10 protein-coding genes are annotated in these 14,047 nt (G+C 72.7%); 7 read left to right on the top strand and 3 right to left on the bottom strand.

The genetic code is table 11. The annotated features are described in order from the left end of the window. The first annotated feature begins 59 nt into the window (after positions 1 to 59). The 5 genes from D0T12_RS03600 to D0T12_RS03580 all read left to right on the top strand — a co-directional run bounded on the left by D0T12_RS03600 (position 60) and on the right by D0T12_RS03580 (position 9,982). On the top strand, positions 60 to 1,448 hold the full coding sequence (locus D0T12_RS03600; RefSeq protein WP_199487262.1) for an alpha/beta hydrolase family protein: 1,389 nt from the start codon (positions 60 to 62) through the stop codon (positions 1,446 to 1,448). 259 nt (positions 1,449 to 1,707) lie between these two features. Continuing rightward, positions 1,708 to 5,319 (top strand): nSTAND1 domain-containing NTPase, encoded by a 3,612-nt coding sequence (locus D0T12_RS03595; protein WP_117397777.1) that lies wholly within the window; start codon positions 1,708 to 1,710, stop codon positions 5,317 to 5,319. 21 nt (positions 5,320 to 5,340) lie between these two features. Then, complete coding sequence (locus D0T12_RS03590) at positions 5,341 to 5,994, top strand: hypothetical protein (RefSeq protein WP_117397776.1); 654 nt, start codon at positions 5,341 to 5,343, stop codon at positions 5,992 to 5,994. Then, the gene (locus D0T12_RS03585) at positions 5,991 to 8,510 is read left to right on the top strand and encodes an NACHT domain-containing protein (protein ID WP_147339362.1); all 2,520 of its coding nucleotides are present in this window, start codon (positions 5,991 to 5,993) and stop codon (positions 8,508 to 8,510) included. The genes D0T12_RS03590 and D0T12_RS03585 overlap by 4 nt, the downstream gene beginning before the upstream one ends. A gap of 131 nt (positions 8,511 to 8,641) precedes the next feature. Beyond that, on the top strand, positions 8,642 to 9,982 hold the full coding sequence (locus D0T12_RS03580) for a helix-turn-helix domain-containing protein (protein WP_117397774.1): 1,341 nt from the start codon (positions 8,642 to 8,644) through the stop codon (positions 9,980 to 9,982). Positions 9,983 to 10,011: 29 nt separating this feature from the next. On the opposite strand, the gene D0T12_RS03575 is transcribed toward D0T12_RS03580, so the two are convergent. Continuing rightward, positions 10,012 to 10,245 (bottom strand): hypothetical protein, encoded by a 234-nt coding sequence (locus tag D0T12_RS03575; RefSeq protein WP_117397773.1) that lies wholly within the window; start codon positions 10,243 to 10,245, stop codon positions 10,012 to 10,014. A gap of 269 nt (positions 10,246 to 10,514) precedes the next feature. Here D0T12_RS03575 and D0T12_RS03570 point away from each other — a divergent pair, with 269 nt between their 5' ends. Next, positions 10,515 to 10,946: a pyridoxamine 5'-phosphate oxidase family protein gene (locus tag D0T12_RS03570; RefSeq protein ID WP_117397772.1), complete on the top strand. Its 432-nt coding sequence runs from the start codon at positions 10,515 to 10,517 to the stop codon at positions 10,944 to 10,946. Positions 10,947 to 11,030: 84 nt separating this feature from the next. On the opposite strand, the gene D0T12_RS03565 is transcribed toward D0T12_RS03570, so the two are convergent. Further along, positions 11,031 to 11,429 (bottom strand): MerR family transcriptional regulator, encoded by a 399-nt coding sequence (locus D0T12_RS03565; protein WP_117397771.1) that lies wholly within the window; start codon positions 11,427 to 11,429, stop codon positions 11,031 to 11,033. 72 nt (positions 11,430 to 11,501) lie between these two features. Beyond that, positions 11,502 to 12,221, bottom strand: a complete 720-nt coding sequence (locus tag D0T12_RS03560) for a spermidine synthase family protein (RefSeq protein ID WP_117397770.1) — start codon at positions 12,219 to 12,221, stop codon at positions 11,502 to 11,504. Positions 12,222 to 12,430: 209 nt separating this feature from the next. On the opposite strand from D0T12_RS03560, the gene D0T12_RS03555 reads away from it, so the two are divergent. Further along, positions 12,431 to 14,038: a peptide chain release factor 3 gene (locus tag D0T12_RS03555; RefSeq protein ID WP_117397769.1), complete on the top strand. Its 1,608-nt coding sequence runs from the start codon at positions 12,431 to 12,433 to the stop codon at positions 14,036 to 14,038. Positions 14,039 to 14,047: the final 9 nt, after the last annotated feature.

Below are 14,047 nucleotides of genomic sequence, written 5' to 3'. Positions count from 1 at the left end.
CGACCTGTGCATGAAGGGACTCCGGGGAACGGCCCGGACGAGCCAGAAGGATGATGATCATGAGGAGACTGCTCGCCGCGCTGATCGCGGGCGTCGTGGTCTGCGCGTCGGCGGTCGCTCTGCCCGCGCAGGCGGCGGCGCAGGAGCCGCGCGAACACGAGGGCGAAATCAACGGCGCCCGATACCGGGTGGAGGTGCCGAAGCGCTGGAACGGCACGCTGGTGCTCTACAGCCACGGCTACTACCCGGAGGGTTACACCTTCGAGCAGGTGCCGCTCTCCAACAACGACGAGACCCGCGAGTGGCTGCTGGAACACGGCTACGCCCTCGCCGCCTCCGAATACCAGAACAAGGGTGTCGGCTACCTCATCGAGGAAGCGATGCGTGACCAGCTCACGCTGCTCGACTGGTTCAACGCCAAGGTCGGAAAGCCACGGCGGACGGTGTTGAGCGGCCAGTCACTGGGTGGGTCGATCGCGACCCTGCTCGCCGAGCGGTACCCGCGCCGGTTCGACGGCGCGCTGAACCTGTGCGCCGTGTACGACCCGCTGAACACCTTCAACACCGCGCTCGACATCAACTTCGCGGTCAAGACGCTGCTCGCCCCGGGCGAGGACATCGACCTCGTGAACTCCCGCGACCCGAAGGCCGGACGGGCCGCGCTGCACGACGCGATCAACCGGACGCGCGAAACCCGCCAAGGGCAGGCCCGTCTCGCGCTGGCCGCCGCGCTCGGCAACGTGACCGGCTGGTTCCACCCGCACGAGCCCAAGCCGACCGATCCAGCCGAGTGGATCCGGCGGCAGTCCGACTGGGTGCAGTGGGCCAAGGTGGACGGCAACGGCACGGTCGCGTTCGCCGACATCGCCCGGCGGGCCGGTGGCAATCCGCTTTCGAACGTCGGCGTGAACTACACCGGTCAGCTCGCGAGGTCCGGGCAGCGGGCCGCGGTCGAGCGGGCGTACCGGAAGGCGGGTCTTGATCTGCGGGCCGACCTGGCCCGGCTGGCCGCCGCGCCGCGCATCGCGCCCGAGCGGGACGCGCTGCGTTACATGTACCGGTACGGGGTGCCGACCGGCGGCACGCGGGTGCCGATCGTGGGGCTGCACACCACCGGTGACGCCGGGGTGCCGCCGGACCAGGGCCGCTGGTACGCCGAGCAGGTCCGCCGCAACGGCCACCCCGACCGGCTGCGCCAGTTCTACGTTGAGCGCGGCGGGCACTGCTCGTTCAACGCCGCCGAGGAGCTCACCGCCTTCCGCGCGCTGCTGACCAGGATCGACACCGGTCACTGGCCGCGGCACACCGACCCTCGTCGGCTGAACGCCGAGGCGAACCGGTTCGACCCGCGCTTCCACTTGGTGGCGGCGTACGACAAGCCGAAGAAGGCCATGGCGCCCGCCTTCACCCGGTACAGCCCGCCGCTCACGCCGCGTCCGTCCCGGTGACCGCGTCCGGCTCACGTAGAGCGAGGGCCTGAATCGTCCGGGAGAAGTCCGGTGACTGTCCTGGACGGCGGGTCCAGGGGAGGCGAAAACTGAGACCAGCGCATCGCGGCACAGCTTCACTGCTCCGGAGGCCCCCGAACTTCCCCGGCAGTGAGAGAAGGGGCAGCAGCCTGACTGCTGCCCCTTCCCGCCGTGAAATCCGCGAACGCCCTTGCCGGAATTCGGGCGCGATTGATCAAGGTAGACCCGAGTGGTCAGAATGACCGCCGTGGACAACGGCGGCGACTCCGAACGGAACGACGCGCCGGACGTGTGCCCGTATCAGGGGCTCGCGCCGTTCGAGACCGACCGCACCGAGCTGTTCTTCGGACGGGCGCGGGCGACCCGCGACCTTCTGGAACGTCTCGGGACGCGTCTGGAAAGAACCGGGTCCCTGCTGCTGGTCTCCGGAGCGTCGGGCGTCGGGAAGTCGTCGCTGTTGCGGGCCGGGCTGCTGCCCGCCCTGGCGAAGGGCATGTTGCCGGTCGCCGGTTCGCGGCGCTGGCCGCGCCTGCTCGTCACGCCGACCGCCGAGCCGTTGCGCGCCCTGGCCGAATGTTGGACGCGGGCACACGGCGGCCACGCCGAGGCGGTGTGCGCGGATCTGCGGCGCGATCCGGAGCGGGCACTCGAACCGGTGGGACGTTTCGTCCTGGTGGTCGACCAGTTCGAGGAGCTTTTCACGCTGGTGACCGACGAGCGGGAGCGCCAGGCCTATGTGCGCGCGCTGCACGCCCTGGCCGGGGAACCGTGCCACGCGGCCGTCGTCGTCGGCGTGCGGGCGGACTACTGGGACCGCTGCGCCGCCTACCCGCGTTTCGCCGAGGCGATCCAGGACGGCCAGGTCATCGTCGAGCCGATGGCGGAGCCGGATCTGCGGCTGGCCGTCATCGGGCCCGCCGCCGCAGCCGGGTTGGAGATCGAACCGGGGCTGGTGGAGACCGTCCTGGACGAGCTGCGCGCCGAGCGGACCCGCGCGGACCCCTACGACGCGGGCGCGCTGCCGCTGCTCTCGCAGGCGCTCCTCAACACGTGGGAGCGGCGCGAGAACGGCCGGTTGACCCTTCGGGGGTACGAGGAGTCCGGACGGGTCCGCGACGCGGTCCGGCGCACGGCCGACGAGGTCCTCGACCGCCTGCGGCCGGAGGACCGCACGACCGCGCTGCGGCTGTTCCGCCGGATGACGCTGATCACCCCGGGCGGGCGGGTGGTGCGGCGCCGGGTGACGTGGGCCGACGTCCACGCCGCCGCGTCCGCGGACACGCCGGAGGAGCGCCGCCGGGCCGAGGCGCTGCTGTCCGCGTTCGCCGACCAGCGCCTGCTCACCCTGCATGAGGACACCGTGGAGATCGCGCACGACGCGCTCCTCGTCGCGTGGCCGACCCTCGCGCGGTGGCTGGAACCGGACCTGACCGCGCAGGCGGTGTACGACCGGCTCATCGAGGACGCCGCGCAGTGGGCCGAGCATCACCGCGACCCCGCCTACCTGTACCGGGGCGCCCGGCTGCTGGCGGTCGAGGACAGCCGTCCGCGATGGGACCGCGACCCCGACAGCTTCCCGCCGCCCGGCCCCATCGCGGACGGTTTCGTGGCGGCGTCGACGCGGGCGGCGCGGACCGCCGGTCGCCGCCGGGGCGCCGTGGTGGCCGGACTCGCGGCGTTGGCCGCGCTGGCGCTGGTCGCGGCCGTCGTCGCCGTCGACGCGGCGGACGACGCCGAACGGCAGCGCAGGCTGGCGGTCTCGCGGCAGCTCGCGGCGCAGAGCGAGGTCGTCGACGATCCCGTGGTCTCGGCGCTGCTGGCGGTGACGGCCTGGCGGATCGCCCCCACCCCGCAGGCCCGGCACCGGATGCTCGACGCGGCGTCGCGGCCCGGCCGCACGGTCCTTCCCGGGGTGGCGCGGCCCGGCCGGGATGTGGAGGCGGAGTTCAGCCCGGACGGTTCGGTTCTCGCGACCGGGGTGAACGGCGCCGTCCAGTTGTGGGACGCCGCGTCGCGTCGGCGGCTCGGCGCCCTGACCGCCCGGTCGGGGACGGCGCTGTCGTCCTGCGACGCGGGGTTCGATCTGGCCTTCGGCCCGGACGGGAAAACGCTTGCCACGGTGTGCCAGTGGAACGTTCAATTCTGGGACGTGCCCACCCGACGCCCGTCCGGTATGCCGCTCGACGTGCAGGGTTCGGTGAAGGGCGCCGAGACCGTGGAGGCGATCGCGTTCAGCCCGGACGGGACGACCCTCGCGACGTCGAGCCATGACGGGACCACTCAACTGTGGAACGTGGCCGCGCGCCGCAGGATCGGCGAGCCCCTCCGCGGCCCCGGCACGGCGCCGGACGACGCTTCCTCCTGGCCGGTGGCTTTCACCCGGGACGGCGAGCACCTCGTCACCACCGGCGCCGACCACACCGTCCGGTTGTGGAACACCACCACGCGCCGTCAGGTCGGGAAGCCGTTCACCGGGCATACCGGTGTCATCCGCGACGTGTCCGTCAGCCGGAACGGGACGATCCTCGCGACCGCGAGCGCGGACGGGACCGCCCGGCTGTGGGATCTCACCACCCACGCCCAGATCGGCGCGCCCTTCCGGAATCCCGCCGGTGGTTTTCACGGGACGGCGTTCAGCCCGGACGGGACGCGGCTCGCCACCGCCGGCGCCGATGGCTCCACCCGGCTGTGGGACGTCGCCGATCACCGGCCCGTGGGCCCCGCTGTCACCGAGGGGCCGCAGCCCGTCCGGAGGGTGGCGTTCAGTCCGGACGGGCGGACCCTCGCCGCCGCCGATGACAACGGCACGGTCCGGCTTGTCGACCCGGCGACCCACCGGCAGGTCGGTGCCGCGATCCCCGCGACGTCCGACGTCCGGTTCAGCCCGGACGGCAGGACGCTGGCCGCCGCCGGGCGCGGCACGGTCCGGCTCTGGGAGGTGGCCGCCACCCGCCGGAACGGTCGGCCCCTGCGACCGGACGTTATGGCGCCGGGCCGTGTCCCCGCCGTGTACGCGGTGCGGTTCACCCCCGACGGCGGGACGCTCGCGACGGCCACGCTCGGCGGCACCGTACGGCTGTGGAGCACCGCCACCGGCCGCCCGACCGGCCCGCCGGTCTACTCCGGCGGCGAGCGGTGGCAGGTGGAAATCGCCCGGAACGGGGGTCTTCTCGCCGTCCTGCACGGCCGGTCCATTGGGTTCTGGGACGTCAACGCCCGCCGCGAGGTCGGTCCCCGCATCACCCTCCCCGGGCGCACCGACCGCGTGTCGACGGCGGCGTTCAGCCCGGACGGCAAGACCCTCGCGACGGCGGGCAGGGACCGTTCCGTGCGGCTGTTCGACGTGGGCACCCGCCGCCAGATCGGACGCCCGTTGAGCGCCGCCGTCGACGGAGGTTTCCTGGACGATCTGGAGTTCAGCCCGGACGGGACGACCCTGGCCACCACGTCCGGCATGACCGTGCTGCTGTGGGACGTCCAGCGCCAGAGGCAGACGGGAACCGCCCTGGCCGGCCACGCCGGTCTCGTCGACACGGTCGCGTTCAGCCCGGACGGCCGGACGCTCGTCACCGGTTCGGCGGACCGCACCGTCCGGCTGTGGGACCTGGCGACCCGCCGTCAGATCGGACCGCCACTGGCCGGTCACACCGACCGGGTGACGCGGGTGACCTACAGCTCGACGGGCACGGCCGTCGCCAGCGTCGCCCTGGACGGAACGGCGCGCGTATGGAAGGTCGTCGAAACCACCGATCCCGCTTCGACGCTCTGCGCCGGGGCGGGCCGCTCACTGACACGTGCCGAGTGGCAGCGGTTCGTGCCCGGCGAGAAGTACGTGAACGTGTGCGAGTGACCGGCGGGACGGAGCGAAACGGTGTTCATCCGAGGTTTCCGGCGGCGGACGGGGAAACCCACGCCGGAACTGGTCACGTTGTTCCGTTCGATCATCGACGAGGGCCGGGCCGTCCATCCGATCGCGTCCGACTTCCTTGAGCACTTCATGGACGGCGTCGGCGCCGCCCGCACGCTGTCGCCGCGCTGGCTGCGCTCGTTCAAGGCGATCCGGAAGGCCGAACGCCGCAACCAGCGCAGGTTCGAACGGCAGCTCGTGGAAGAGGCGGGGCGGTTGACCGATGGCGCCTCGACATGGCTGCGCGACCATTGGGACGCACGCGTGAACGCCTTCATCGGCACGGAACTGTTCTATGTCAGCAGGATGAGCCTGCTGCGTTCGCGGGGATCGTTCGTCCTGACCCGGTCAGGGACGCGGGTTCGCGTGTCCGGAACGGTACGGCACCATTGGTTCGACCCCTACGACTGGGATCGCGGGCGATGGGTGTACATCCCCCGGCACGGGTTCGTCCCCATCGCGGTCGGCCGTGACCTGGTCGAAGCCGATGAGGCACGCAACTTCCTGATGGAGTCGCGCCACGTGCAGACGCTGGAGGGAGCCTGCGTGGACGGGCAGTGGCCGCGCCGCCGGAACGCGTCGTTCACCTGGTCGTCGGCGAGCACGGGGGACCGATGACCACGGACCGGCCGAACCCGCCCGACCCCACCGAGGCCACCACCGTCGCCGACTTCGTCAAGGCGCTGACACAGCTCAGGCAGTGGGCGGGCGATCCGTCGTTGAGCAGGCTCCGCTCCCTCGGCGGTCAGACCCTGACCCCGGACGGGGACACCGTCGACGCGCTGCCGAAGAGCACGACCTCGCAACTGCTGCGGCAGACCGAGAGGCTGCCGCGCTGGGACTTCGTCAAGGCGTTCGTCACCGCGTGCCTTCGCTACTGCGACCATCCGGCCGAACTGATCCCTGCCGAGGTCCAGCGGTGGCGGACGGCGAGGACCGCCCTGACCGAGCCGGACGTCGCCGCCCCGCCGGAACCGTCCACGTCGGAGAACGCCGGCCGCTCCGAGCCCGACCCGGCCGTAGAACTGCTCGCCCGCCGGGTGGCGCGGGAGGAGGACCGGGCGCGCAAGGGGCTCCTCGGCGGTCACAGCATCGCGCCGCTCTCCTTCGGACCGAGCCCGGTGCCGGTCGACCACGACGACGACTCCGCCCGGGAGATCATCGACGACCTCCGCTCGATCAGCCGGTTCTTCGGCGGGCTCGACCCGCGGCGCCTGCTGGTCGTGGGCGAGTCGGGCGCGGGCAAGACGATGCTCGCGATCGAACTGGTCCTGCAACTCGTCGAGCCGTTCGTGGCCGCCGACGGGCCGCCTCCCGACCGGGCGATGGTGCCGGTGCGGCTCAACGCCGCGCGGTGGACGTCGGGGACGCCGTTCGAGCCGTGGCTCGTCGACCAGATCGTCCAGAACTTCGGCCTCGGGCCCGAGGACGCGACGCGGCTCGTCCGCGACCGCCGGGTCCTGCCCGTGGTGGACGGCCTGGACGAACTCGACCCCGAGCCCGTCACGGGCCCGCCGCGCCGCGCGATCGGGCTGCTGAACGAACTCAACCGGTACAGCGACCTGACGGGACGGCATCCCGGAGCGGTCGTCGTGACGTGCCGCGCCGACCGGCACGCGGAACTGCTGGCGGCCCGCGCCGGGCTCGCGGGCGCCGTCCGGATCCACCTGCACGGCCTGACCGTCGCGCAGATCAGGAGTTACCTCGCCAGCCGCTGGCCGGACGGTCACCCGTGCGGGCCGCACCGCGACGGCGTCGACGCGGCCCTGTCCGGGCCGTCGGCGACGGCCGTCCACCTCGCCCTCGCCACGCCCTGGCGGCTGACGCTGACGGCGACCGCCGTCGAGTCCGGCGCCGACCCGGCGGAACTGCTCCGGGCGGGCGACGACCCGGATCCGCGGGACGGCGCGGCGCGGATCGCCCAGAGGTTGCTCGACTCCTACATCCCGGCGGCGACCGGGCTCACGCCCCGCACCGCCTCCGGCACCCCGTACCGTCCCGACCAGGTGCGGCGGTGGCTGCGGACCCTGGCAGCCCACCTGCGATGGCAGGACGCCGCCGCCACCGGCACGAAACGGCCCCCGCCCGGGTTGACGGCGATCGACATCGTCCCGCACCTGCTGTGGCCGATCGGCGGTCGGCGGCGCGTCCGGGCGCTGCACTGCCTGTGCTGCCTGGTCCTCGCCGTGATCGCCATGCTGGCCTTCTGGACCGGGTCGGCGGTCGACGAACCCGGCGACCTGCGCGACCGGATCAGTCTCGGCGAGGGCGTCACCCTCGGGCTGATGGCCGCGTGGGTGGGCATCGCCACCGGCCTGTCGCTGTCGCAGTGGCCCGCCGCCGCCGGTGGCCGGGCCAACGTGCCCCGTGCCCGACGCGTGGTCGGCGGCCTGTGCGGGGCGCTGGCCGGCGCGTCGGCCGGTGTCCCCGGCGGCCTGGCCGGGTTCGCGCTGACCGGAGGCGAGGTCTTCGGGCCCGGGTTCGCCGTCGCGGCCGGGGCCGCCGGTGGCTCGGTGTTCGGGACGGTCATCGGGGTGACCGCGGCGGGCCGGGGCCCCGAACGCATGACCGTGGCGGAGGCGGTCCGGTCGGAGCCGGTGACGCTGCTCGGCTTCGGGCTGTGCGGCGCGCTCACCGGCCTGCCGCCGCTACGGCTCGCCGACGCCGGTCCGGTGCCGATGGCCCTCGGGGTGGCGGGGGCGTTCCTGCTGGCCTTCGCGCTCGGCGTCGTCTTCCGGATCGCGACCGGCGGCTGGAGCAAGGACGCGGAACTGGCCCACCCGCGCGAGGCCCTGCACCGCAACCCGCTGATCGGGGTGGCCTTCGGGCTCACCGGCGGGGAGGCCGCGTTCCTCGTGTTCGTCATGAACCAGGGCGTCCTCGCGGCGCTCGCGTGCGCGGTGACCGGCGGCGTGGCGTTCGGACTCGCGTTCGGCGCGATCGCCTGGTCCCGGACCATGGTGGGCCTGACCGTCGCCGCCGCGCGGGGCCTGCTGCCGCTGCGGCTGTGGGCGTTCCTCGACTGGGCCTGCGAGGCGCGGCTGCTGCGCGTCAGCGGCGCCACGTACCAGTTCCGGCACCGCGAACTCCAGGACCTGCTGACTCCCCCGGCCGCCCAGGGTCGTCGCGACTGAGCGGACCGGGCGTCCGGCGGGCGTTCCGTTCCGTTCGGTTCCGTCCGACCCGTGGTCGAACAGGCGGAACACGGCTTCGCTGATCGTGATCACCCCACCGGGGGCCGTGGGAGCCATGAGGAGCACGTCAAGTGAAGAGCGGTGAACCGACGTCGACCGCGTCCCGTCCGGCGGAAACGGACGCCGATCCGTCCCTGGGGGCGCTGCTGCGCTGGTGGCGGGAGAGGGCACTCCTGACCCAGGAGCAACTGGCCGACCGGGCCGGGCTCAACGTCCGTACCATCCGCCGACTGGAGAACCAGGAACTACGCAAGCCCCGCGCCACGTCGACGCTGCTGCTGGCGGAGGCGCTCGGCCTGACCGACGAGGAACGGGCGATACTCGCCGTCGCCTCGCGCGGCCCGTCGAGGGTTCCGCCGAAGGGCTGCGGACGCCGTGACCTGCCCGTGGCGCGGAACGTTCCGGGGCGGCCGTCCGCCGGCGCGGAACTGCCCACGGAATGGGGGCGTGTGCTGGCTGGCCTGACGCGGAACGGGGAGGCACGCCAGCGCGCGGCCATCTCCATCGAGGGCATGGCCGGAGTCGGCAAGACGGCGCTGGCCGTGCACGCCGCCCATCGGCTCGCGCCACGGTTCCCGGACGGGCAGCTGTTCGTGGACCTGCGCGGCCACTCCCGGAAGTCGGCCCCGGTCGACCCGGGCGCGGTGCTCACGCGGCTGCTGGGTGCGCTCGGCGTTCCCGAGGCCCGCGTTCCCCGGCACGTGGACGACCGGGCCGCGCTGTACCGGGACGTCCTCGCCTACCGCCGGGTTCTGATCGTCCTGGACGACGCGGCCGGGGAGGAGCAGGTCCGCCCGCTGCTGCCCGGCGGCGGGAACTCCCAGGCGATCGTCACCGGTCGGCGCCGCATCTCCGGCCTGGACCACGTTTGGACCGTGCCGCTGAACGTCCTACCGGTGTACGACGCCGTCACCCTGTTCACCTGCACGGCCGGGGCGGACCGGATCGGAGACGCGCCTGCGGACGTGCTGACGGCCATCGTCGAACGGTGCGGGCTGCTGCCGCTCGCCGTCCGCGTCGCCGCCCTGCGCCTCCGGACGCATTCCACCTGGACCACGCGCCATCTGCTGGACCGGTTGAACACGGACGGGCCGACCGGGTTCCAGGCCGGTGGGGAGAGCGTCGCCGCGGCCCTGGACCTGTCGTATCTGCGGCTCCCCGCCGACCAGCGGCGCGCGTACAGGGTGCTGGGGTCGCAGACGTCCGGTGATTTCGGTATCGCCGCGGCCACCACTCTGTTGGAGGCGCCCACGGCGCGGGCGCGGTGGCTGCTGGACCGGCTCATGGACGCCCACCTGCTGATGGAACCGGTGCCGTTCCGCTACCGCTTCCATGTTCTGGTTCGCGAGCACGCGTCCGCCGTGGCCCGGCGGTATCCCACGGACAGCGTGTTCGCGAACCCTCCTGACTAAGCGTTCCCCCCGGTCGGGAGGCCGTTCGCTCAGGTCACGCGAGTACCGGTGACACGGGTGCCGTCCGTGCCCAGGTCACGGTCCCCGGTCACACGGGTGCCATCGGTACTCAAATCACGGTCACCGTTGGTGGCGGCCCAGTCCCGGGACTGGGTGCCGTCCCCGGTGACGCGGGTGCCCTGGTCCGCCATCGCGGGGGCCGCGGCCAAGGTCAACGAAAGAGCGCCCACGGTGATGCCCGTGGCGATACGTACGATCTTCATCGCGCATTTCCTCCGGTCGTCGGTCGACTGCGGCGCCGGACAGCCTCAACAGGGGAATTCGATGACCGCCCGGCACCGCTCTGAAGTCTCCGCCCGCGTCCAGGCGCGGAGAAGGTCGGCCACAGGGCATTGAGCGGACGTAATGGACTTGTCTCGCCGAAGGCGCGGTGCTGGGCGGAGCTCACCCGGGCGGAGTTCGCGCTCAGGGTCATATCGAAGGGGACCTTCGTCCCTGACGCTCCGTGCCGCCACCATGTCAGGCTGGCAGGATGAAGCTGGACCAGAGCGGCTTGGAGATCTTGAGCAGGGACGAGTGCCGTGCCCTTCTCGGCCGCGCCACGATCGGACGGATCGTCTTCACCCACCAGGCGCTTCCGGCCGTCCAGCCGGTCAACTATCTCCTCAGCCGGGGCGATCTGGTGGTGCGGACGTCCCGGACGTCGAGACTCGCGACCGCCGCCGCCGACACCGTCGTCGCCTTCGAGATCGACGAAATCGACACCGCGGCCCGGACCGGCTGGTCGGTGGTCGTCGTCGGCCAGGCCCGCCGCGCCACCGACCCCCGGGAGATCGCCGCGCTGGAGGTCCTGCCCCTCGACAGTTGGGCGCCGGGCACGCGCGACACCTACATCGTCATCCACCCGGAACTCGTCACGGGCCGCCGGCTGGGCAACGCCCGCGGCTCAGACGCCACCCCCTGAGCCGACGGCCGCGGCGAGCGCCTCGGCTGCACGGGTGGCTCCGCCACGCCCGGTGCGGTGTTCATCCGTGCCCTCTCGTCGGCGTCAGCGGCGGTGTTCGCGCAGCTCCGCCGCCAGTTCGGAGGAGAACTGCTCGGCGTCCGACAGCCGGGCGCGGATCTTCGCGCAGCGCTCCTCGACCAGCGAGCGGTAGACGGCGAGGCGTTTCACGAGGTCGGCGCGGGCGGCCTCACCGGTGTCGGCGGACCGGAGCCCGTCCAGAACGGACAGCAGGTCGCGCATCTCCTCCAACGTGAAGTCCAACGGCTTCATCCGCTTGATGACCAGCAGGCGCGCCACGTCGTCGTCGGTGTAGAGGCGGAAGCCGCCCTGGGAGCGCGCGGTGGGGAGGGCGAGGCCGACCTCCTCGTAGTGGCGGATGGTGCGCAGGCTCAGGCCGGTCCGGTCCGCGACCTCGCCGATCTGCATGTGCCCGCCGCCCATCGGCTCCCTTTCGATCCGCTCGTTCGTCCAGCTTGCCATTTCCGGTCACGGGGCGCGGTGGGGCCGGTCCGGTCACCGGTGCGCGGTGCGCGCGACGTACACGGTGTTGGACGCGGTGCCGCCCTGGAAGGGGTTGGGGAACTCGACGACATGCGCGATGACCTCGTCGAACACGTCACCGAGCACGTCCGTGAAGTCGTCGTCGGGCGGCTCGTTCGACCAGAGCGCGAAGGCGCCGCCGGGGTGGAGTCGCGCGGCGACGCGGCCCAGCGGCCCCGACCGGTAGAACGAGGAGTGGCGCGGGTCGAGGAGGTGGCGCGGCGAATGGTCGATGTCGACGAGGATCGCGTGGAAGCGGGCCTCCTCCTCAGGGTCCGGCCCTTCGGAGGACGAGGCCATGGCGAAGAAGTCGCCCTGCGTCAACCGGCAGCGCTCGTCGGTCGTCAACCGCTCGCCGAGCGGCACGAGCTGCGACCGGTGCCATTCGATGACCTCGGCGATCGCCTCCACCACGACCAGCGAGCGGACGCGGGTGTCGTCCAGCACGGCGTCGGCGGTGTAACCGAGCCCGAGCCCGCCGACCATGACGTCGAGGGCCTCGCCGTGCGCGGCGGCCAGACCGAGCCGGGCGAGCTCGATCTCTCCCGCCGTCCACAGGCTCGACATCAGGAACTCGTCATCGAGTTTGATCTCGTAGACTTCGACGTCCACGACCGGGTCATGGCGCCGCCGCAGGCTGACGGCGCCCAGGGGCGTCGGACACCAGTCGAGTTCTTCGTAGCGTGCGCGCATGGGGTCCGATCCTCATTCTTCGACGGCGGACATCGATGATGGATACGCGGCTCGGCCCCCTGCGCCTCGGCACGCGAAAAATACCCTCCCGTAAGGGAAGAGTTCTTCGATCGCTGACGATCGCGGGTCTTGACGGCGGGGGACGCCCCGGCCGGGCGATGATCCGGCGGGGGGAAGCTACTCTAACGTGAGGTTAGGAAGGAGGCGCCGTGAGCGCCGGGACGGGCACCCCGCAGGACGTCGCCGAACAGGCGGCACGGCGCCGGACGTTCGCGGTGATCAGCCACCCCGACGCGGGCAAGTCCACGCTGACCGAGGCGCTGGCGCTGCACGCGGCGGCGATCGAGGTCGCCGGAGCGGTGCACGGCAAGGCCGGGCGCGGCGGCGTCCGGTCCGACTGGATGGAGATGGAACGCGCACGCGGCATCTCCATCACCTCCTCGGTGCTGCGGTTCGAGTTCGACGGCGCGCTGCTGAATCTCCTCGACACCCCCGGCCACGCCGACTTCTCCGAGGACACCTACCGGGTCCTGGCCGCCGTCGACGCGGCGATCATGCTGCTGGACTCGGCCAAGGGCCTGGAGGCGCAGACCCTCAAACTCTTCGACGTGTGCCGCCACCGCCGCGTCCCCGTCATCACGTTCGTCAACAAGTGGGACCGGCCCGGCCGCGAACCCCTGGAACTGCTGGACGAGATCGAGCAGCGCATCGGCCTGCGTCCGGCCCCGCTCACCTGGCCGGTCGGGACCGCCGGCGACTTCCGCGGCCTCATCGACCGCGCCGACCGCTCCTACACCCGGTTCCGCCGCACGCCCGGCGGCGCCACCCGCGCGATCGCCGAACGGGTCCCGGCCGACCGGGCCGCCGCCGAGGAGGGCGACGCGTGGCGGAACGCGGTGGAGGAGCTGGCGCTGCTGGACGAGATCGGCGCGACCCTCGACCCGGACGACTACGCCGCCGGGATCTGCACCCCGGTGCTGTTCGGCGCGGCCCTGCCGAACTTCGGGGTGTCCGCGCTGCTGGAGACGGTGTGCCGGCTGGCGCCGTCGCCGTCGGCGCGCGTGGACGCCGACGGCCGGGAACGTCCGGTGACGGCGCCGTTCTCCGGGCAGGTGTTCAAGGTGCAGGCGGGCATGGACCGGGCGCACCGCGACCGGCTCGCCTTCATCCGGATCTGCTCGGGCCGCTTCGAACGCGGCATGTCGCTCGTTCACGCGCCGACCGGACGTCCGCTGGCCACCAAGTACGCGCAGACGGTCTTCGGACGTGACCGCTCCACCCTCGACACCGCCTACCCCGGCGACGTGATCGGGCTGCCGAACGCCACCGGCCTGACCGTGGGCGACACCCTCTACGCGAGGACGCCGGTGACGTTCCCGCCGATCCCGGCGTTCGCCCCGGAGCACTTCATGGTCGCGCGGGTCACCGACAACGGCCGCGCCAAGCAGTTCCGCCGCGGCATCGACCAGCTCGACAGCGAGGGGGTCGTGCAGGTGCTGCGCAGCGACCTGCGCGGCGACCAGGCGCCCGTGCTCGCCGCGGTCGGGCCGTTGCAGTTCGACGTGTTCGCCGCCCGGATGGCGGACGAGTTCAACGCCCCGGTCACCCTGAACCGGCTCGACTACTCGACCGCGCGCATCACCGACAAGGAGTCCGCCGACACCCTCAACGGGCGTCGCGGCGTCGAGGTGCTGACCCGGTCCCTGGACGGCGCGCTCGTCGCGGTGTTCGTCGACAAGTGGCGGCTGCGGGCCGTCGAGCGCGAGCACCCCGGCGTCACCCTCACCCCGATGCTCGCGGCGGGCGACTCGGACTGACGCGGGTCC

The sequence above is a fragment of the Actinomadura spongiicola genome, from assembly GCF_003432485.1.
Taxonomy (GTDB): Bacteria; Actinomycetota; Actinomycetes; order Streptosporangiales; family Streptosporangiaceae; genus Spirillospora; species Spirillospora spongiicola.
The sequence above is the reverse complement of the archived record's forward strand: the minus strand, read 5'-3'. Positions and strand labels throughout refer to the sequence as shown.

Bases quoted from the DNA above. Each gene is read 5' to 3' on its own strand.
- D0T12_RS03585 (WP_147339362.1), top strand. From the start codon at position 5,991: ATGACCACGGACCGGCCGAACCCGCCCGACCCCACCGAGGCCACCACC.
- D0T12_RS03600 (WP_199487262.1), top strand. From the start codon at position 60: ATGAGGAGACTGCTCGCCGCGCTGATCGCGGGCGTCGTGGTCTGCGCG.
- D0T12_RS03595 (WP_117397777.1), top strand. From the start codon at position 1,708: ATGACCGCCGTGGACAACGGCGGCGACTCCGAACGGAACGACGCGCCG.
- D0T12_RS03565 (WP_117397771.1), bottom strand. From the start codon at position 11,429: ATGGGCGGCGGGCACATGCAGATCGGCGAGGTCGCGGACCGGACCGGC.
- D0T12_RS03575 (WP_117397773.1), bottom strand. From the start codon at position 10,245: ATGAAGATCGTACGTATCGCCACGGGCATCACCGTGGGCGCTCTTTCG.
- D0T12_RS03560 (WP_117397770.1), bottom strand. From the start codon at position 12,221: ATGCGCGCACGCTACGAAGAACTCGACTGGTGTCCGACGCCCCTGGGC.
- D0T12_RS03570 (WP_117397772.1), top strand. From the start codon at position 10,515: ATGAAGCTGGACCAGAGCGGCTTGGAGATCTTGAGCAGGGACGAGTGC.